The organism is Dryocola sharpae (assembly GCF_051307055.1).
Classification (GTDB): domain Bacteria; phylum Pseudomonadota; class Gammaproteobacteria; order Enterobacterales; family Enterobacteriaceae; genus Dryocola.
Genome location: NZ_CP149994.1, coordinates 423,691 through 442,820, shown reverse-complemented (window position 1 = coordinate 442,820; position 19,130 = coordinate 423,691). Strand labels below are relative to the sequence as shown.

General features: G+C 55.7%; 16 protein-coding genes. 12 read left to right on the top strand and 4 right to left on the bottom strand.

Going from position 1 to position 19,130, the window contains the following annotated elements; translation table 11 throughout:
- Positions 1-10: 10 nt before the first annotated feature.
- The 10 genes from kdsD (at position 11) to npr (ending at position 7,137) form a co-directional block, all read left to right on the top strand.
- Positions 11-997 (top strand): arabinose-5-phosphate isomerase KdsD, encoded by a 987-nt coding sequence (kdsD, locus tag WLO31_RS02115; protein ID WP_435928885.1) that lies wholly within the window; start codon positions 11-13, stop codon positions 995-997.
- A 16-nt stretch (positions 998-1,013) separates the two neighbouring features.
- A complete protein-coding gene (kdsC, locus tag WLO31_RS02110; RefSeq protein WP_435928884.1) occupies positions 1,014-1,580 on the top strand; it encodes a 3-deoxy-manno-octulosonate-8-phosphatase KdsC in 567 nt (188 codons plus the stop codon).
- Positions 1,577-2,152 (top strand): LPS export ABC transporter periplasmic protein LptC, encoded by a 576-nt coding sequence (gene lptC, locus WLO31_RS02105; protein WP_435928883.1) that lies wholly within the window; start codon positions 1,577-1,579, stop codon positions 2,150-2,152. The genes kdsC and lptC overlap by 4 nt, the downstream gene beginning before the upstream one ends.
- Positions 2,121-2,672 carry a lipopolysaccharide ABC transporter substrate-binding protein LptA gene (gene lptA / locus WLO31_RS02100; protein WP_435928882.1) on the top strand — a complete coding sequence of 184 codons (552 nt, stop codon included), beginning with the start codon at positions 2,121-2,123 and terminating at the stop codon, positions 2,670-2,672. The genes lptC and lptA overlap by 32 nt, the downstream gene beginning before the upstream one ends.
- Before the next feature lie 6 nt (positions 2,673-2,678).
- Positions 2,679-3,404 (top strand): LPS export ABC transporter ATP-binding protein, encoded by a 726-nt coding sequence (gene lptB / locus WLO31_RS02095; RefSeq protein ID WP_435928881.1) that lies wholly within the window; start codon positions 2,679-2,681, stop codon positions 3,402-3,404.
- 235 nt (positions 3,405-3,639) lie between these two features.
- Entirely contained in the window at positions 3,640-5,073 is a 1,434-nt protein-coding gene (rpoN, locus tag WLO31_RS02090; RefSeq protein ID WP_435930482.1) for an RNA polymerase factor sigma-54, read from the top strand.
- Between the two features lie 22 nt (positions 5,074-5,095).
- Positions 5,096-5,383, top strand: a complete 288-nt coding sequence (gene hpf / locus WLO31_RS02085) for a ribosome hibernation promoting factor (RefSeq protein WP_121266403.1) — start codon at positions 5,096-5,098, stop codon at positions 5,381-5,383.
- An 85-nt stretch (positions 5,384-5,468) separates the two neighbouring features.
- A complete protein-coding gene (ptsN, locus tag WLO31_RS02080) occupies positions 5,469-5,960 on the top strand; it encodes a PTS IIA-like nitrogen regulatory protein PtsN (RefSeq protein ID WP_435928879.1) in 492 nt (163 codons plus the stop codon).
- 53 nt (positions 5,961-6,013) lie between these two features.
- A complete protein-coding gene (rapZ, locus tag WLO31_RS02075) occupies positions 6,014-6,868 on the top strand; it encodes an RNase adapter RapZ (RefSeq protein WP_121266407.1) in 855 nt (284 codons plus the stop codon).
- Positions 6,865-7,137 carry a PTS phosphocarrier protein NPr gene (gene npr, locus WLO31_RS02070; RefSeq protein WP_167614575.1) on the top strand — a complete coding sequence of 91 codons (273 nt, stop codon included), beginning with the start codon at positions 6,865-6,867 and terminating at the stop codon, positions 7,135-7,137. The genes rapZ and npr overlap by 4 nt, the downstream gene beginning before the upstream one ends.
- Before the next feature lies 1 nt (position 7,138).
- Here npr and mtgA read toward each other — a convergent pair whose 3' ends face one another.
- From mtgA to WLO31_RS02050, 4 genes are all read right to left on the bottom strand, one after another.
- Entirely contained in the window at positions 7,139-7,867 is a 729-nt protein-coding gene (gene mtgA, locus WLO31_RS02065) for a monofunctional biosynthetic peptidoglycan transglycosylase (RefSeq protein ID WP_435928878.1), read from the bottom strand.
- Entirely contained in the window at positions 7,864-8,517 is a 654-nt protein-coding gene (gene elbB / locus WLO31_RS02060) for an isoprenoid biosynthesis glyoxalase ElbB (protein WP_435928877.1), read from the bottom strand. The genes mtgA and elbB overlap by 4 nt, the downstream gene beginning before the upstream one ends.
- Positions 8,518-8,749: 232 nt before the next feature.
- Positions 8,750-11,098, bottom strand: a complete 2,349-nt coding sequence (gene arcB / locus WLO31_RS02055; protein ID WP_435928876.1) for an aerobic respiration two-component sensor histidine kinase ArcB — start codon at positions 11,096-11,098, stop codon at positions 8,750-8,752.
- Between the two features lie 61 nt (positions 11,099-11,159).
- Positions 11,160-12,092 carry a TIGR01212 family radical SAM protein gene (locus WLO31_RS02050; protein WP_435928875.1) on the bottom strand — a complete coding sequence of 311 codons (933 nt, stop codon included), beginning with the start codon at positions 12,090-12,092 and terminating at the stop codon, positions 11,160-11,162.
- 819 nt (positions 12,093-12,911) lie between these two features.
- Here WLO31_RS02050 and gltB point away from each other — a divergent pair.
- Complete coding sequence (gltB, locus tag WLO31_RS02045) at positions 12,912-17,369, top strand: glutamate synthase large subunit (RefSeq protein WP_435928874.1); 4,458 nt, start codon at positions 12,912-12,914, stop codon at positions 17,367-17,369.
- A 9-nt stretch (positions 17,370-17,378) separates the two neighbouring features.
- Positions 17,379-18,797: a glutamate synthase small subunit gene (locus WLO31_RS02040; protein ID WP_435928873.1), complete on the top strand. Its 1,419-nt coding sequence runs from the start codon at positions 17,379-17,381 to the stop codon at positions 18,795-18,797.
- The last annotated feature ends 333 nt before the right edge of the window (positions 18,798-19,130 follow it).

Here is a 19,130-nt window from a genome sequence, read left to right as displayed (position 1 = left end):
AACGGAAAATATGTCACACGTAGATTTACAGCCGGGTTTTGACTTTCAACAGGCAGGCAAGGATGTCCTGAATATTGAACGTGAAGGCCTGGCGCAGCTTGATCAATATATCAACGCAGACTTCTCGCAGGCCTGCGAAAAGATTTTCTATTGCTCAGGCAAAGTGGTCGTCATGGGGATGGGCAAATCAGGCCATATCGGTAAAAAAATGGCGGCGACTTTTGCCAGCACCGGCACGCCCGCCTTTTTTGTTCATCCTGGTGAAGCAAGCCACGGCGATCTCGGCATGGTTACCGCGCAGGACGTGGTGATCGCCATTTCCAATTCCGGCGAGTCCAACGAAATTCTGGCGCTGATCCCCGTGCTTAAGCGCCTTCAGGTGCCGCTGATCTGCATGACGGGCCGCCCTGACAGCGCCATGGGCCGCGCTGCCGATATCCATCTTTGCATCAAAGTTCCCCAGGAAGCCTGCCCGCTGGGCCTGGCTCCGACCACCAGCACCACGGCCACGCTGGTGATGGGCGATGCGCTGGCGGTCGCCCTGCTGAAAGCCCGCGGCTTTACCCAGCAGGATTTCGCGCTTTCGCATCCTGGCGGCGCGCTGGGACGTAAGCTGTTATTACGCGTCAACGATATCATGCACACCGGCGATGAAATCCCTCATGTCAGCAAGGAGGCGTCGCTGCGCGATGCGCTGCTGGAAATTACCCGTAAAAATATGGGCATGACGGTTATCTGCGACGATCTGATGAAAATCGAAGGCATCTTTACCGATGGCGATTTACGCCGCGTCTTTGATATGGGCGTTGATTTGCACGCCCTTAATATCGCAGATGTGATGACGGCGGGCGGTATTCGCGTCCGTCCGGGGACGCTTGCGGTAGACGCCTTAAACCTGATGCAGTCCCGCCATATTACTTCAGTGCTGGTTGCCGATGGCGACCAGCTGCTCGGTGTGGTACATATGCACGACATGCTGCGCGCAGGCGTGGTTTAACAAAGGATTAGAATTAATGAGTAACCATGAAGCGTCGCTCGATACCTGCTACGGGCCCGTGAGCGCGCGCGTGATGGAGCGGGCGGCAAACGTGCGCCTGCTTATTCTGGATGTCGACGGCGTTATGTCAGACGGCCTGATCTATATGGGCAACAGCGGTGAAGAGCTGAAGGCTTTTAACGTGCGTGACGGCTACGGTATTCGTTGCGCCCTCACCTCCGGCATTGAAGTCGCCATTATTACCGGCCGCAAGGCAAAGCTGCTCGAAGACCGCTGTGAAACGTTGGGCATCAGCCACCTTTATCAGGGGCAATCCGATAAGCTGCTGGCTTTTCGCGATCTGCTGGATAAACTCGCCCTGCGGCCGGAACAGGCGGCGTATGTCGGCGACGACCTTATCGACTGGCCGGTGATGGCGGAGTGCGGGCTAAGCGTCGCCGTTGCCGATGCGCATCCGCTGCTGACGCCGCGAGCGGGCTACGTTACCCGCATCACCGGCGGACGCGGAGCCGTGCGCGAAGTCTGCGACCTGTTATTACTGGCGCAAGGAAAGCTTGATGAGGCCAAAGGGCTATCCATATGAGTAAAACAAGGCGTTGGGTTATCATCCTGCTGTCGCTTGCAGCGCTGGTGCTGATCGGCATTAATCTGGCCGATAAAGAGATCGTTGCGCCGGTTTCCGTGAACAATAACGAGCCAACCTATAAAAGCGAACATTCCACGACGATAGTCTATGACCCGAAAGGGGCGTTGAATTACCGTCTGGTGGCCGAACACGTTGAATATTTTTCTGAATCTGCCATTTCCTGGTTCACCATGCCGGTCATGACGCAGTACGATGAAAATAAAGTTGCAACCTGGTCATTACGGGCAGATCGCGCCAAACTGACTAATGACCGAATGCTGTATCTGTATGGGAATGTTGTTCTCACGGCCCTGACTCCCGATTCGCAGTTACGCAAAATTACCACAGACAATGCGCAGGTTAACCTGATCACCCAGGATGTCGCGTCCGATGATTTGGTGACGCTGTACGGTACCAGCTTTAACTCCAGCGGCCTGAAAATGCGCGGAAACTTACGCAGCAAAAATGCCGAGCTGATTGAAAAGGTTAGAACATCCTATGAAATCCAGAATAAACAAACTCAGCCGTAACCTGGTATTAACCAGTACGCTTCTGGCCGCCAGTTTTTCGGCCTTTGCGCTGACCGGCGATACCGAGAAGCCTATTCATATTGAATCAGATCAGCAGTCGCTGGATATGCAGGGCAACGTCGTTACCTTCACCGGCAACGTTGTGGTGACGCAGGGCAGTATCAAAATCAACGCCGATAAAGTCGTGGTGACCCGCCCGGGCGGCGAACAGGGTAAAGAAGTTATCGACGGCTTTGGTAAGCCGGCAACGTTTTATCAGATGCAGGACAGCGGCAAGCCGGTAAAAGGCCACGCCTCCACCATGCATTATGAATTGCAGAACGACTTTGTGGTGCTGACCGGCGACGCGTTCCTGGAGCAGCTCGACAGCAACATCAAAGGCGACAAAATTACCTATCTGGTCAAAGAGCAGAAAATGCAGGCCTTTAGTGAGAAAGGTAAGCGCGTGACCACCATTCTGGTGCCTTCACAATTGCAGAATAAAAATGGCCAGGCGCCGGCACCCAAAAAGAGCAACTAATTCGTTATGGCAACTTTAATCGCGAAAAACCTCGCCAAGGCCTATAAGGGCCGTCGCGTGGTGGAAGACGTTAGTCTGACCGTTAAATCCGGCGAAATTGTCGGCCTGCTCGGACCCAACGGCGCGGGTAAAACCACGACCTTCTACATGGTCGTCGGCATCGTGCCGCGTGATGCGGGCAATATCATCATTGATGATGACGATATCAGCATGCTGCCGCTGCACGCCCGTGCGCGCCGGGGTATCGGCTACCTGCCGCAGGAAGCCTCGATTTTCCGTCGCCTGAGCGTATTTGATAACCTGATGGCGGTGCTGCAAATCCGCGACGACCTGAGCGCTGAGCAGCGCGAGGACCGTGCGAACGAGCTGATGGAAGAGTTCCACATTGAGCATTTGCGTAATAACCTCGGCCAGTCGCTGTCCGGCGGCGAACGCCGTCGTGTGGAAATCGCCCGCGCCTTAGCCGCAAATCCAAAATTTATTCTGCTGGATGAACCTTTTGCCGGCGTTGACCCCATTTCCGTTATCGACATCAAGCGAATTATCGAGCATTTACGCGACAGCGGGCTCGGCGTGCTGATTACTGACCATAACGTACGCGAAACCCTTGCGGTTTGTGAACGCGCTTATATCGTCAGCCAGGGGCATCTAATCGCACACGGCACGCCGGCTGAAATCCTGGAAGATGAGCATGTTAAGCGCGTCTATCTGGGCGAAGAGTTCAGACTCTGATAGGGTAGGAAGCATATTTAGCAATACTCTAAATAATTTGAGTTGCCGCCAGGCGGCAAGGGAGTGACTTCCCGGTCGTTTACTTCAGTAAGTGACCGGGATGACAAATTTGTCTGGAACAGATTTGTACACTCCTGATGGGGTGAGGTTCATGGTTGAGCCGAATAAGCGTGCAGCCAACGCCCCTGTAGCTCAACGTATGGCGAGTATTTACCTGAGGAAGTTCGCTCTGAATATGAAGCAAGGTTTGCAACTTCGGCTTAGCCAACAACTTGCCATGACTCCGCAGCTGCAACAGGCTATCCGTCTGCTGCAGCTGTCGACGCTGGAGCTACAGCAAGAACTTCAGCAAGCGCTGGAAAGCAATCCACTGCTTGAGCAAACCGACCTGCATGAAGAAATCGACGCTCAGGAAACTCGCGAAGACGAAGCGCTGGATACCCGCGAGGCCCTTGAACAAAAAGAGATGCCTGACGAGCTTCCGCTGGATGCAAGCTGGGATGAAATCTACACCGCCGGCACCCCTTCCGGCACCGGCACTGATTACATCGACGACGAGCTTCCCGTTTATCAGGGCGAAACCACCCAGTCGCTTCAGGACTATCTGATGTGGCAGGTAGACCTGACTCCTTTTACCGACACCGATACCGCCATCGCCACCTCCATCGTTGATGCCGTTGATGAAACCGGCTATCTCACCGTCACGCTTGAAGAAATTCTGGAAAGCATGGGCAACGAGGAGGTGAGCCTTGATGAAGTGGAAGCGGTGCTCAAGCGCGTTCAGCGTTTCGATCCCGTAGGCGTGGCGGCGCGCGATCTGCGCGATTGCCTTCTGATTCAGCTTTCACAATATGCTAAAGAGACGCCCTGGCTGAACGAGGCTCGCCTGATCGTCAGCGAACATCTGGATCTGCTGGCCAACCACGACTTCCGCAGCCTGATGCGCGTCACGCGTCTGAAAGAAGATGTGCTGAAGGAGGCGATGTGCCTGATCCAGTCTTTGGATCCGCGCCCCGGGCAGTCCATTCAAACCGGCGAGCCTGAATATGTGATCCCTGATGTGCTGGTGCGTAAAGCCCAGGGACAATGGACCGTTGAGCTCAATTCAGATAGCATTCCACGCCTGAAAATAAACCAGCAGTATGCCGCGCTCGGCACCAGCAGCAGAAACGACAGCGATTCGCAGTATATCCGCAGCAACCTGCAGGATGCGAAATGGCTGATTAAAAGTCTGGAAAGCCGCAACGATACGCTGCTGCGCGTCAGCCGCTGCATCGTTGAGCAACAGCAAGGTTTTTTTGAGCACGGCGCGGAATATATGAAACCGATGGTGCTGGCAGATATTGCGCAGGCGGTGGAAATGCATGAGTCCACCATCTCGCGCGTGACGACTCAGAAATATCTGCATAGCCCGCGGGGCATTTTTGAACTGAAATATTTCTTCTCAAGCCACGTGAATACCGAGAGCGGCGGCGAAGCCTCCTCTACGGCAATACGGGCGCTGGTGAAGAAATTAATTGCTGCGGAAAACCCGGTGAAACCTCTTAGCGACAGCAAGTTAACGTCTATGCTGTCAGATCAGGGGATCATGGTGGCACGCCGCACCGTTGCGAAGTACCGAGAGTCTTTATCCATACCACCGTCAAATCAGCGCAAGCAGCTGGTCTGACTCAACTGATAAGGAAGACACTATGCAGCTCAACATTACGGGACAAAACGTCGAAATCACGGACGCACTGCGCGATTTTGTGAATGCGAAGTTTGCCAAACTGGAGCAGTACTTCGAACGCATTAATCAGGTCTATATTGTGTTAAAAGTGGAAAAAGTCACCCACCTTGCGGATGCCACGCTGCATGTGAACGGGGGCGAGTTGCATGCCAGCGCCGAAGGCCAGGACATGTACGCGGCCATTGACGGCCTCATCGATAAACTGGCTCGCCAGTTAACTAAACATAAAGATAAACTAAAACAACATTGATAATCCAGGTATCTGTTTACGCCCCGACGGCTCGTTGTCTCAAGGTCAACGGGCCGTTAGCATAACAGGATGCTTAGGTGAACTTATGATGAACAACGATTCCGTTCTACAGCTTAGTAATGTCCTTAACCAGGAATGTACCCGAAGCGGCGTCCACTGCCAGAGCAAAAAACGCGCGCTGGAGATCGTCAGCGAGCTGGCCGCAAAGCAGCTTGGCCTGCCGCCGCAAATCGTTTTTGAAGCGGTGCTGACGCGTGAACGCATGGGGAGTACCGGGATTGGCAATGGCATCGCCATTCCACACGGGAAACTTGAAGAAGATACCCTGCGCGCCGTTGGGGTCTTCATCCAGCTGGAAACGCCTATCGCTTTCGATGCGATCGACAACCAGCCTGTCGACCTGCTGTTCGCTTTGCTGGTGCCTGCCGATCAGACCAAAACGCATTTGCACACCCTCTCCCTGGTGGCAAAGCGCCTGGCGGACAAAACGATATGCCGCCGTCTGCGCGCGGCGAACAGCGATGAAGAGCTTTATCAGATCATTACCAATACTGAGAACGGTAGTGAAAGTGAATAATCTGGCTGCGGCATGGCGCATGCCACAGCCTGAGATGTCGGGGGAATGATGACATGGTGCTGATGATAGTCAGCGGCCGCTCTGGTTCAGGGAAGTCTGTAGCCTTGCGTGCACTGGAAGATATGGGATTCTACTGCGTGGATAACCTGCCGGTAGTGCTGCTGCCGGATCTGGCAAAAACCCTCGCCGAGCGGCAAATTTCTGCGGCGGTCAGTATCGACGTGCGCAACATGCCGGAAAACCCGGAAATATTCGAACAGGCGATGACGAATCTGCCTGATGCTTTCTCCCCGCAGCTCCTGTTCCTGGATGCGGATCGCAACACGCTGATCCGCCGCTATAGCGACACCCGCCGTCTGCATCCTCTTTCCAGCAAAAATTTGTCGCTGGAAAGCGCTATCGATGAAGAGAGCGATCTGCTTGAGCCGCTAAAGTCCCGGGCCGATCTGATCATCGATACCTCAGAGATGTCGGTGCACGAGCTGGCGGAAATGCTGCGCACGCGCCTGCTGGGCAAACGCGAGCGCGAGCTGACGATGGTCTTTGAGTCCTTCGGCTTTAAGCACGGTATTCCGATTGACGCCGATTACGTGTTTGACGTGCGCTTCCTGCCAAACCCGCACTGGGACCCTAAACTGCGTCCAATGACCGGTCTGGATCGCCCTGTCGCCGCCTTTCTCGACAGGCATACGGAAGTTCACAACTTTATCTACCAGACTCGCAGCTACCTTGAGCTTTGGTTACCGATGCTGGAAACCAACAATCGCAGCTACCTGACCGTCGCCATCGGCTGTACCGGCGGTAAGCACCGCTCGGTTTATATTGCCGAGCAGCTTGCCGACTATTTCCGCTCCCGCGGTAAGAACGTTCAGTCCCGCCACCGTACGCTGGAAAAACGTAAAACATGACCGTCAAACATACCGTTGAGATCACCAATAAGCTGGGCATGCACGCGCGTCCGGCGATGAAGCTGTTTGAGCTGGTGCAGAGCTTTGATGCAGAGGTGATGCTGCGCAATGAAGCGGGAACCGAAGCCGAAGCCAGCAGCGTTATCGCCCTGCTGATGCTGGATTCGGCCAAAGGCGGGCAGATTGAAATTGAAGTTACCGGTCCGCAGGAAGAACAGGCGCTGGCAGCGGTTATCGCGCTGTTTAATGCCGGTTTTGACGAAGATTAACCTAGTGCAGGCTGCGCTGCGCCAGGAACGATTCCCCGCCTAGCTGGCGCATCTGCCGTTCAATCCACCGCTGGCGCTGATGCACATAGCCCGAAGGCGCGTTCGCTTTAAAACGGACTGGATTGGGCAGCACCGCGGCAAGCAATGCGGCTTCTGAAGCCGTCAGACGGCTTGCCGGCTTATGAAAATAACGCTGCGCCGCCGCTTCGACGCCGAACGTGCCTTCGCCAAACTCGGCGATATTCAGATAAACGGTCAGAATACGGCGCTTCGTCCATACGGCCTCCATTCCAAGCGTAAGCCCGGCTTCCAGGCCCTTGCGCACCCAGCTTCGTCCATCCCATAAAAAGAGATTTTTGGCCGTTTGCTGCGACAGCGTGGAGGCGCCGCGAATGCGCTTCTCGTTGCGCTCGTTGTGGGAGATAGCCTTCTCAATGGAGGCCATATCGAATCCCCAGTGTTCAGGGAACTTCTGATCCTCGGCGGCAATCACCGCAAGCGGCATCCACGGGGAAATCTCATCCATACTTACCCAGTCCGAATGCGCGACATAGCTAAAATCGCCCGTCAGCCAGGCGCTTAGCTGCCTTTCAGCCATCACCGCTGAAAACGGCACCGGAAGAAAGCTAAACAGGATAATGCCCGCCATCCATAGTCCGACAACGGCCAGGACCGCACGTAAAACCCAGCGCTTGATGCAGGTCCAGAGCGCAAAACGCCCTTTCCTCATGCGCTGAGCACCAGTACGCGAGCCACCAGTTTTTCTATCCCGGCTGCGGCTTCATCAATGCGGGTAGCCAGCATGTAAGCAGGAGTTGTAACGACTTTATGCTCTTCGTCGACCACGATGTCATCTACCGGACAAGGAATATGTTCCGCGCCCATCTCTTCGAGCATTTCAGCAATATCGATATCTGTACCAATGGTCAGGCGCACCGGCATATCCAGAATTTTTGGCAGCATGGCTGGCGCAATACACATAAAGCCGATGGGCTTACTGCGCGCGTGCATTTCGCGGGTTAGCCGACGCAGTTCGCTGTCGACCAGGCATTCGATGCCCTCCAGCGCGAAATTACTGAGATTTTTGGCCGCGCCAAAGCCGCCAGGCACGATCAAAGCATCAAGCTCATCAGCATCCGCGTTAGCTAAAGGCGCTATTGCGCCACGAGTGATACGGGCCGCCTCAACGAGAACATTGCGCCTGTCATTAGCCTTATCATTGGTAAGGTGATTGATAACCTCTGCTTGAGGTTTATCGGGGGCGAAGCAGACCGCTTCAGCGCCCGCACGCGCTATCGCCAGCAGCGTGATCACCGCCTCATGGATTTCGCTGCCATCGTAGACGCCGCAACCGCTGAGCACCACGCCAACTCTCTTCATCTGGCTCTTCCTTCTGGTCATGCGGCTATGATTATCAGTTATAATAATTTGGCCGCTATGGTTCACATATTTTACTGATTCATGTAACAAAATTTTTAAGTTTTGCTATCTTAATTTTGAGCAACTCGCGGATGACGGGTTGTGCCGCTTGATGACAATTTATAAATAATCGGCGCAACCCACTGTTTCCCTGGTGTTGGCGCAGTATTCGCGCACCCCGGTTTATCCGGGGTCATTTTTTGGGGGCGTTCGCAACCCAGGCCTTCAGCACGTCTACATCGTGCTGCCACTCCTGTTTCAGCTCTTCAATCCATTCCCCCACATTATCCGACCATGCAGGCAGATCCAGCGACTGGATTTGCTGGGCAATCTGCTGCAAATGGCGCAGGCCGACCGATCCTGCGGCGCCTTTAATTTTATGCCCTTCCTCAGCCACGCTTTTCCAGTCGCGGGCGGTCATATTAGACTCCAGAATGGCTAAATAACCCGGCATCATTTTTTCAAACATCGCCAGACCATCGGTAATGAGCTTCGGTCCGACTAATTCCATGTACTGTTCGAGCATCGGTATATCAAGTAACGCTTGCTGTTTTGCACTATCCACTTGAGTCATTACGGGCTCCTTTTTTATCTCAGGCTGTTGGTTATCCCAGAACTTTTGGATGACGGCCATCAACGCCGGCACCGCAAGCGGCTTGCTCAGCACGTCGTCCATGCCGGCATCCAGATACTCTTTTTTGTCTTTCAGCACGTTCGCCGTCAGCGCGACCAGCGGCGGAAGATCTGCTTTGCCAAAGCGGGCGTTCAGCTCCCGGGAGATATCCAGCCCGGTCATATCCGGGAGCTGAATATCCAGCAGCACCAGGTCATACTCGCCCGGCGTAAATTTCGCCAGCGCCTCTTTGCCCGTCATGGCGACATCAACGCTGTTGCCGAGCTTTTCCAGCACCGAGCGGGCAACGATAACGTTCAGCTCAATATCTTCCACCAGCAGCACGTGCAGCGCCGGCAACGGCATGTCGTCATCTTCGAGGGTATCTTCAACCTCTTCCGCCACGCGCGGGGCCTGCACGGTCAGCGTGAACAGCGACCCTTCACCTGGCTTACTGCTGACGGTAATATCCCCGCCCATGCTTTTCGCGAGGCGCCGTGAAACCGCAAGCCCGATACCGGTGCCGGTGGCGGGTTTCCCCCCCTGGCTGTCTTTTACCTGGTAATACATCGCGAAGATCTTATCCTGCTCGGGCTGCGGAATACCGATGCCGGAATCCTGAACCTCAATGCGCAGGCTGCTCTCATTTTCATAGCGCACGCGTACCGTAACCTGCCCGCCTTTAGGCGTAAACTTCACGGCGTTACTGATGAGATTCCACAGGATCTGGCGCAGGCGCGTGCCGTCGGTAACCACTTTATGTGGCAACGGCAGCGCTGGCTCCATGACGAACGCCAGCCCTTTCTGCTGCGCCTGCAGGCCGGAAAGATTTTCAAGATCGGCAAGGAAGCTGGTGAAATCGACCTGCTGGTTGTCAAGCTGGACCTTATGACGCTCAAGCTTATCCATGTCGATAATATCGTTGAAGATATTGCCAAGCGTGATGGCCGAAACGTGAATCGTTTTCAGGTAATTTGTCTGCTCGGTATTCAGCTCGGTATCCAGCAGGATACGGCTTAACCCGACGATGCCATTTAGCGGCGTGCGCAGCTCATGGCTGATAGTGGAGATAAAGGTGGTTTTGTCGCGGCTGGCGCGCTCCAGGGCATCCTGATAGCGTTTACGTTCGGTAATGTCGCGCCCAAAGCCCATCAGGCCGTGACGCTTGCCTACCCGGTCGTAATACGGCACTTTGCGGATTTCAAAACACGCCTTGCGTCCGTCCGGATAATCCAGCCACTGTTCATAGGTCAAAGAAACGTTGTGGCGGAAGACCTTTTCATCGGTCTCGATCACTTTTTGCGCCGCCTCCGGCGAATAGACCTCCTGCGGCCTGAGGCTGATGAGCTGTTTTTCACTTTTCCCGGTCAGCAGCTCCATGGCGCGGTTACAGCCGGAGAACTCTTTATCTTCGTTGCGGTAGAACACCAGATCCGGTGAAGCGTCCAGGAAGGAGCGCAGAAACGAGGATTGCTGCTCAAGGAGAATCTGCGTCTCTTCACGCTCCTGCATCTCCACTTTGAGCTGCTCAAGCATGGTCTGGCGTTCATCTTCCGCTTTCACGCGATCGGCAATTTCCTGATTGAGCTGGGCGATATTGTCTTTAAGCTGCACGTTGAGCTTTAAGTCGCGCTCGCGCATCTCTTCAAGTTTTTCGACCAGCTTTGACAGCCGCTGGCGCGACTCTTCAAGCTGCTCAACCACCACCGAAAGAAAATAGACCGCCCAGGGCGTAATCAGCAGGCCGAAGAAGATTGAGCGCACCACATCGATGCTCTCCACCTGGCCGCGCAGCAGCATGGTGACCGCCATCTGCACAACGATAGCCAGCACCACCAGCGCCGAAGCCAGCAGCAACGAAAAGCGCACCAGGCCGAGCTTCACCATTAAATCAACGTAGTACTGCGCCAGTAACCGGATTTGCTTCATGAAACTTTCCCTTCGCCAACAGTCCGCTAAATATACCGCAAAAAGAGGTAACGCTCAGGAATTACGAGAGAAGAATGGGATCCCACGGCGTACCCAGGGCCGATCCCTGTACGCCATGCGCAAGCAAATACCTGTCGATTTCGACCATCCCGGTCCAGCGATTCTCGCACCACAGCGGCGCAAGCAGGGTTGGGCGGCGGGCGCTGGCGGAAATTCGATGGAAGACGATGTCCGGCGGCGTATGGCGAATCATCTCTCCGGCAGTCGCCGTATAATCTGCTAATTCAATGCCCCGTAAACGCCCCGCCTGCCAGCTTTTTGCCATGGTGCTGCCCGCGACGATATGCAGCGGATGAAGCTTAATGCCGTCCACGCCCGTCGCCACGACTTTCTCAAGCGTTGCCATACAGTGCGCCTGCTCTTCACCCGGTAACCCAACGATGAGATGGCTGCAAACTTTCAGCCCGCGTTTACGGGCTCGCCGTGTCGTCTCCTGATAGCAGGCAAAGTCATGGCCGCGATTGATGCGGCGCAGCGTTTTATCATCTGCGGTCTGTAAACCCAGCTCCAGCCAGATTTCATAGCCTTGCTCGCGGTAATCGCTGAGCAAATCCAGCACGTTCTCCGGCACGCAGTCAGGACGGGTTCCCACGCAAAGACCAAGGATGCTCGCCTGGCTGACGGCCTGCTGATACATCGATCGCAGCACCTGCACTTCCGTCCATGTGCTGGTGTAGGCCTGGAAATAAGCGAGATAGTGCTGCGCGCGGTTTACCAGCTTCGCCTGATGCGCGAGCTGTTCAGCGATGGAGCTGTGCTGCTGCGTTTCGTCGGCAAAGGAGGCGACATTGCAGAACGTGCATCCGCCGCGGCCAAGGGTGCCGTCGCGATTCGGGCAGCTGAAACCGCCGTGAAGGGAGAGCTTATGGACTTTATGCCCGTAGCGGCGAGTAAGATCCCCGCCAAACATGTTGACTAATTTCTGTAACTGCATAATCTGAAGGGCCGGTCCAAAAAGGATATTAAAGACGTCTGGCAGCCCGCATTGCTTCGCGGATGCTGACGAATGCTGAATATTTCTTTGAAAACGTTTTGTTTTTCCGCAGTTAAGCGCAAGCTTCAGAAAAGCACGCCTTAAGGAGGCTTGTCAGCAAAACTGGGGCCCAGCCTGCCATTTTCTGCCCAACGCCGCGATGACCTGGATCAATCGCCTGGCGCAGCCTTACCTTTTTGCATAATCATTCATAATTAATGGAATTCTACGCATTGCGCAGATAATTACTTTTCCTTATGTTGACGCCCTTTGTTGAAAGAATATGACGCCTGGTTAAAAACAGTGTCATGCTGCACGCGCAGCCAATATGGCAGCACAACATGCTAATAATATCATTAATGCCAGCATGGTCTGTAATTCCGGCGCCTTTCAGACAGTGAGAGAGATCACATAACCCGGCTCGTTTAACGGCGGTTTAATCGCGCCAAAAAAGCACCAATAATCATAATTATCAAAAAGTTAACTAGCACGTAGCACAGTTTCGGAGAAATAAGAATGCCATTTGACCTGTGTGCGCTTTCCCGATAACTTGGAAATCCGCTGGAAGCTTTCTGGGTGGGTTCTGTGCCCATCATATTTATGCAGTAATTAAGATTCCCTCTAAAGCAAGTCCTCATACTTGTGAAACCGGATGCGTTGCATTTTAAGAGGGCGACACGCGAGGTAAGCGTAGATGCGCAAACCCCGTCGCCATGCCCTTGCTGTGCCCACGCGCAAACGGTATCGGGAATCACGTAGAGCCTGGGGAGGTTCACTGATATGTTGTACGATAAATCCCTTGAGAAGGATAACTGTGGTTTCGGCCTGATCGCCCACATAGAAGGCGAACCTAGCCACAAGGTAGTGCGTACTGCTATTCACGCACTGGCCCGAATGCAGCACCGCGGCGCGATACTCGCCGATGGCAAGACCGGTGACGGTTGCGGCCTGCTGTTACAAAAACCCGATCGCTTTTTCCGCATCGTTGCGGAAGAGCGCGGCTGGCGTTTAGCCAAAAATTATGCCGTTGGCATGATTTTCTTAAATAAAGACGACGCGTTAGCCAACGCCAGTCGCCGCATTGTTGAAGAAGAGCTGCAAAACGAAACCCTGTCGATCGTCGGCTGGCGCGAAGTGCCAACTAATGAAGACGTGCTCGGTGAAATCGCCCTCTCCTCAAAGCCTCGCATCGAACAAATTTTTGTTAATGCCCCGGCCGGCTGGCGTCCGCGTGATATGGAACGTCGCCTGTTTATCGCCCGCCGCCGCATTGAGAAACGCATCCAGGATAAAGACTTCTACGTTTGTAGCCTCTCAAACCTGGTGAACATCTATAAAGGTCTGTGTATGCCGGCAGATTTGCCGCGCTTTTACCTGGACCTGGCGGATCTGCGTCTGGAATCGGCCATTTGCCTGTTCCACCAGCGCTTCTCCACCAATACCGTGCCGCGCTGGCCGCTGGCGCAGCCGTTCCGCTACCTGGCCCATAACGGTGAAATCAACACCATTACCGGTAACCGGCAGTGGGCGCGCGCGCGTACCTATAAATTCCAGACTCCGCTGATCCCTGATTTGCAGTCTGCCGCTCCATTCGTTAACGAGACCGGCTCCGACTCCAGCTCGCTGGATAATATGCTTGAGCTGCTATTAGCAGGCGGGATGGACATCGTTCGCGCGATGCGTTTGCTGGTGCCGCCGGCCTGGCAGAATAACCCGAATATGGATCCGGAGCTGCGCGCCTTCTTTGACTTTAACTCCATGCACATGGAGCCGTGGGACGGCCCGGCCGGTATCGTGATGTCCGACGGACGTTTCGCCGCCTGTAACCTGGACCGAAACGGCCTGCGTCCTGCGCGCTACGTTATCACCAAAGACAAGCTCATCACCTGCGCCTCTGAAGTCGGCATCTGGGATTACCAGCCGGACGAAGTGGTGGAAAAAGGCCGCGTTGGCCCGGGCGAGCTGATGGTTATCGACACCCGTATCGGCCGCATTCTCCACTCGGCAGAAACCGACGAAGAGCTAAAAAGCCGCCACCCTTATAAAGAGTGGATGGAAAACAACGTGCGTCGCCTGGTGCCGTTTGAAGAGCTGCCGGACGAAGAGGTGGGCGCCCGTGAGCTGGATGACGATACGCTGGCAAGCTATCAGAAACAGTTCAACTACAGCAGCGAAGAGGTGGACTCCATCCTGCGCGTGCTGGGTGAAAACGGCCAGGAAGCGGTCGGTTCGATGGGTGACGACACCCCGTTTGCCGTACTCTCCAGCCAGCCGCGCATTATTTACGATTACTTCCGTCAGCAGTTTGCGCAGGTGACGAACCCGCCGATCGATCCGCTGCGTGAAGCGCACGTTATGTCGCTTGCCACCAGCATCGGCCGTGAGATGAACGTCTTCTGCGAAGCAGAAGGCCAAGCGCACCGCCTGAGCTTTAAATCGCCGATTCTGCTGTGGTCTGACTTCCAGCAGCTAACCCAGCTGGAAGAGCAACACTATCGCGCCGACACGCTGGACATTACTTACGATGTGACGCAGAGATCGCTGCACGAATTCGTAAGCGCGCTGTGCGACGAAGCCGAACGCATGGTACGTAACGGCACCGTTCTGCTGGTTCTTTCTGACCGCAATATTGCCAAAAATCGCCTGCCGGTTCCGGCGCCGATGGCGGTCGGCGCGATTCAGACTCGCCTCGTTGAGAAGAGCCTGCGCTGCGACGCCAATATCATCGTTGAAACCGCAAGCGCCCGCGATCCACATCATTTCGCGGTGCTGCTGGGCTTCGGCGCAACGGCAATCTATCCGTATCTCGCCTACGAATCGCTGGCAAGACTGGTGGATACCGGCGCTCTCGATAAAAATTACCGCACGGTGATGCAGAACTATCGCAACGGCATCAACAAAGGGCTGTACAAGATCATGTCCAAAATGGGCATCTCGACTATCGCCTCTTACCGTTGCTCGAAGCTATTTGAGGCCGTTGGCCTGCATAAAGACGTTTCCGAGCTGTGTTTCCAGGGCGTTGTCAGCCGTATCGGCGGCGCGGGCTTTAGCGACTTCCAGCAGGATCTGCTGAACCTGTCGAAACGCGCGTGGCTGGTGCGTAAGCCGCTGGATCAGGGCGGGCAGCTGAAGTATGTCCACGGCGGCGAATATCATGCCTACAACCCGGACGTGGTGCAGACGCTGCAAAAAGCGGTGCAGAGCGGCGAGTATGCCGATTATCAGCAGTATGCGAAGCTGGTAAACGAGCGCCCGGTGGCAACGCTGCGCGATATGCTCGCGCTGAATCCGCAGGGCGAGAGCGTGCGCATTGAGGAAGTTGAGCCAGCCACCGAGCTGTTTAAACGCTTCGACACCGCGGCCATGTCTATCGGCGCGCTGAGCCCGGAAGCGCATGAATCCCTGGCGGAAGCGATGAACAGCATCGGCGGAAACTCTAACTCCGGCGAAGGCGGCGAAGATCCTGCGCGTTACGGCACCAACAAAGTGTCCCGCATCAAGCAGGTGGCTTCCGGCCGCTTCGGCGTAACGCCGTCTTATCTGGTCAACGCCGACGTCATCCAGATCAAAGTCGCCCAGGGCGCGAAGCCGGGTGAAGGTGGGCAGCTGCCGGGCGATAAAGTCACGCCGTATATCGCAAAACTGCGTTATTCCGTGCCGGGCGTTACGCTGATTTCACCTCCGCCGCACCACGATATCTACTCTATCGAAGATCTGGCGCAGCTTATTTTCGACCTCAAACAGGTCAACCCGAAAGCGATGATCTCCGTGAAGCTGGTGTCTGAACCGGGCGTCGGCACCATCGCGACCGGCGTGGCGAAAGCCTATGCGGATCTGATTACGATCGCCGGCTACGACGGCGGTACAGGCGCAAGCCCGCTCTCCTCCGTGAAATACGCGGGATGTCCGTGGGAGCTGGGCCTGGTAGAAACGCAGCAGGCGCTGGTCGCCAACGGTCTGCGCCACAAAATCCGCCTGCAGGTGGATGGCGGTCTGAAAACCGGCCTGGATATCATCAAGGCTGCGATTCTGGGTGCGGAAAGCTTCGGCTTCGGCACCGGGCCGATGGTTGCGCTGGGCTGTAAATACCTGCGTATTTGCCATCTCAACAACTGCGCGACGGGCGTTGCAACCCAGGACGAAAAGCTGCGTAAGAATCACTATCACGGCCTGCCGTTCCGCGTGACCAACTACTTTGACTTCATCGCCCGTGAAACGCGTGAGCTCATGGCGCAGCTGGGCGTGAAACGTCTGGTGGACCTGATTGGCCGCACCGACCTGCTCAAAGAGCTGGACGGCTTCACCGCCAAACAGCAAAACCTGGATCTGTCGAACCTGTTGAAAACGGCTGAACCTATGCCGGGCAAAGCGGTTTACTGCACCGAACATAACCCGCCGTTCGATAAAGGCGATCTGAACGCGCAGCTGCTGGCTCAGGCGAAGCCGTATGTGGACGACAGGCAGAGCAAAACCTTCTGGTTTGATATCCGCAATACCGACCGCTCAGTCGGCGCGATGCTCTCGGGCTATATCGCACAGCACAACGGCGACCAGGGACTGGCCGCGGATCCGATCAAAGCGCACTTCAACGGTACCGCGGGGCAGAGCTTCGGCGTATGGAACGCGGGCGGCGTTGAGCTGCACCTGACCGGCGACGCCAACGACTACGTCGGCAAAGGCATGGCGGGCGGCTTGATTTCTCTGCGTCCTCCGGTGGGTTCCGCCTTCCGCAGCCACGAAGCGACGATTATCGGCAATACCTGCCTGTACGGCGCAACCGGCGGCAAGCTGTATGCCGCAGGCCGCGCGGGCGAGCGTTTCGCGGTGCGTAACTCCGGCGCTATCACCGTGGTGGAAGGCATTGGCGACAACGGCTGTGAATACATGACCGGCGGCATCGTCTGCGTCATCGGTAAAACCGGCGTTAACTTCGGTGCCGGCATGACGGGCGGTTTCGCCTATGTGCTGGACGAAGACGGCGATTTCCGTAAGCGCGTTAACCCCGAGCTGGTTGAGCTGCTGGGCGTTGAAGAGCTGGCAATCCATGAAGAGCATCTGCGCGGCATGATCACCGAGCACGTGCAGCTTACGGGTTCCCAGCGCGGCGAAGAGATCCTGGCGAACTGGCCAGCCTTTGCGGCGAAATTCACGCTGGTTAAACCGAAGTCCAGCGATGTCAAAGCATTGTTGGGTCACCGTAGTCGAAGCGCTGCCGAGTTGCGGGTGCAGGCGCAGTAAGAGGTCACGATGAGTCAAAACGTATATCAATTTATCGACTTACAGCGCGTTGATCCGCCAAAGAAACCGCTTAAGATCCGTAAAATTGAATTTGTAGAAATTTACGAGCCGTTCTCAGAAGGCCAGGCCAAGGCGCAGGCGGATCGCTGCCTGTCGTGCGGCAACCCTTACTGCGAATGGAAATGCCCGGTGCATAACTACATTCCAAACTGGCTGAAGCTTGCCAACGAAGGGCGCATTATTGAAGCGGCTGAACTGTCGCATCAGACAAACAGCCTGCCGGAAGTGTGCGGCCGCGTTTGCCCGCAGGATCGCCTGTGTGAAGGATCCTGTACGCTTAACGACGAGTTTGGCGCGGTCACCATCGGCAATATCGAGCGCTATATCAACGATAAAGCGATCGAGATGGGCTGGAAACCGGACCTGACCGGCGTGAAGCAAACCGGTAAACGCGTGGCGATTATCGGCGCGGGACCTGCCGGGCTGGCCTGCGCGGACGTGCTGGCGCGTAACGGCGTGAAAGCGGTGGTTTATGACCGTCATCCGGAGATCGGCGGCCTGCTGACCTTCGGTATCCCGGCGTTCAAACTGGAAAAAGAAGTGATGACCAAGCGCCGTGAAATCTTCAGCGGCATGGGCATCGAATTTAAACTCAATACCGAGGTGGGTCGCGATGTGCAAATCGATGACCTGCTGAGCGAGTTTGATTCCGTGTTCCTCGGCGTGGGCACCTATCAGTCGATGCGCGGCGGTTTAGAGAATGAAGATGCGCCGGGCGTGTTCGACGCCCTGCCGTTCCTTATCGCTAACACCAAACAGATCATGGGCTTTGGCGACTCCGCCGAAGAGCCGTATGTGAACATGGCTGGCAAACGCGTTGTCGTGCTGGGCGGCGGCGATACCGCGATGGACTGCGTGCGTACTTCCGTTCGCCAGGGCGCAACGCACGTTATCTGTGCTTATCGTCGTGACGAAGAGAACATGCCGGGCTCACGCCGCGAAGTAAAAAACGCGCGCGAAGAGGGCGTGGAGTTCCAGTTCAACGTGCAGCCGCTGGGCGTGGAAATTAACGCCAACGGTAAAGTGTCGGGCGTGAAATTTGTCCGCACCGAGCTGGGCGCGCCGGATGCCAACGGGCGTCGACGTCCGGAAATCATCGCGGGCTCAGAGCACGTGGTGCTTGCCGATGCGGTGATCATGGCGTTTGGTTTCCGTCCGCACAGCATGCAGTGGCTGGAAAAACACAGCGTTGAGCTGGACGGCCAGGGCCGCATCATCGCGCCGGAAGGCAGCGAAAACGCGTTCCAGACCAGCAACCCGAAAATCTTTGCCGGTGGCGATGCGGTGCGTGGCTCTGATCTGGTAGTGACGGCGATTGCCGAAGGCCGCAAGGCGGCGGATGGGATCCTGAACTTCCTCGAAGTGTAATTAGCGTCGGGTGGCGCTGGCGCTTACCCGACCTACGGGAACCGTGCTTATTGTTGCGTCGGGTGGCGCTTTGCTTATCCGACCAACGGAATGTGGTTATTGTTGTGTCGGGTAGCGCTTCGCTTACCCGGCCTACAGAATGTGGTGATTGTTGTGTCGGGTGGCGCTTCGCTTACCCGACCTACGGGAACCGTGCTTATTGTTGTGTCGGGTGGCGCTTTGCTTACCCGACCTACAGAATATGGTGACTGTTGTGTCGGGTGGCGCTTCGCTTATCCGGCCTACGGGAACCGTGCTTATTGTTGTGTCGGGTGGCGCTTTGCTTACCCGACC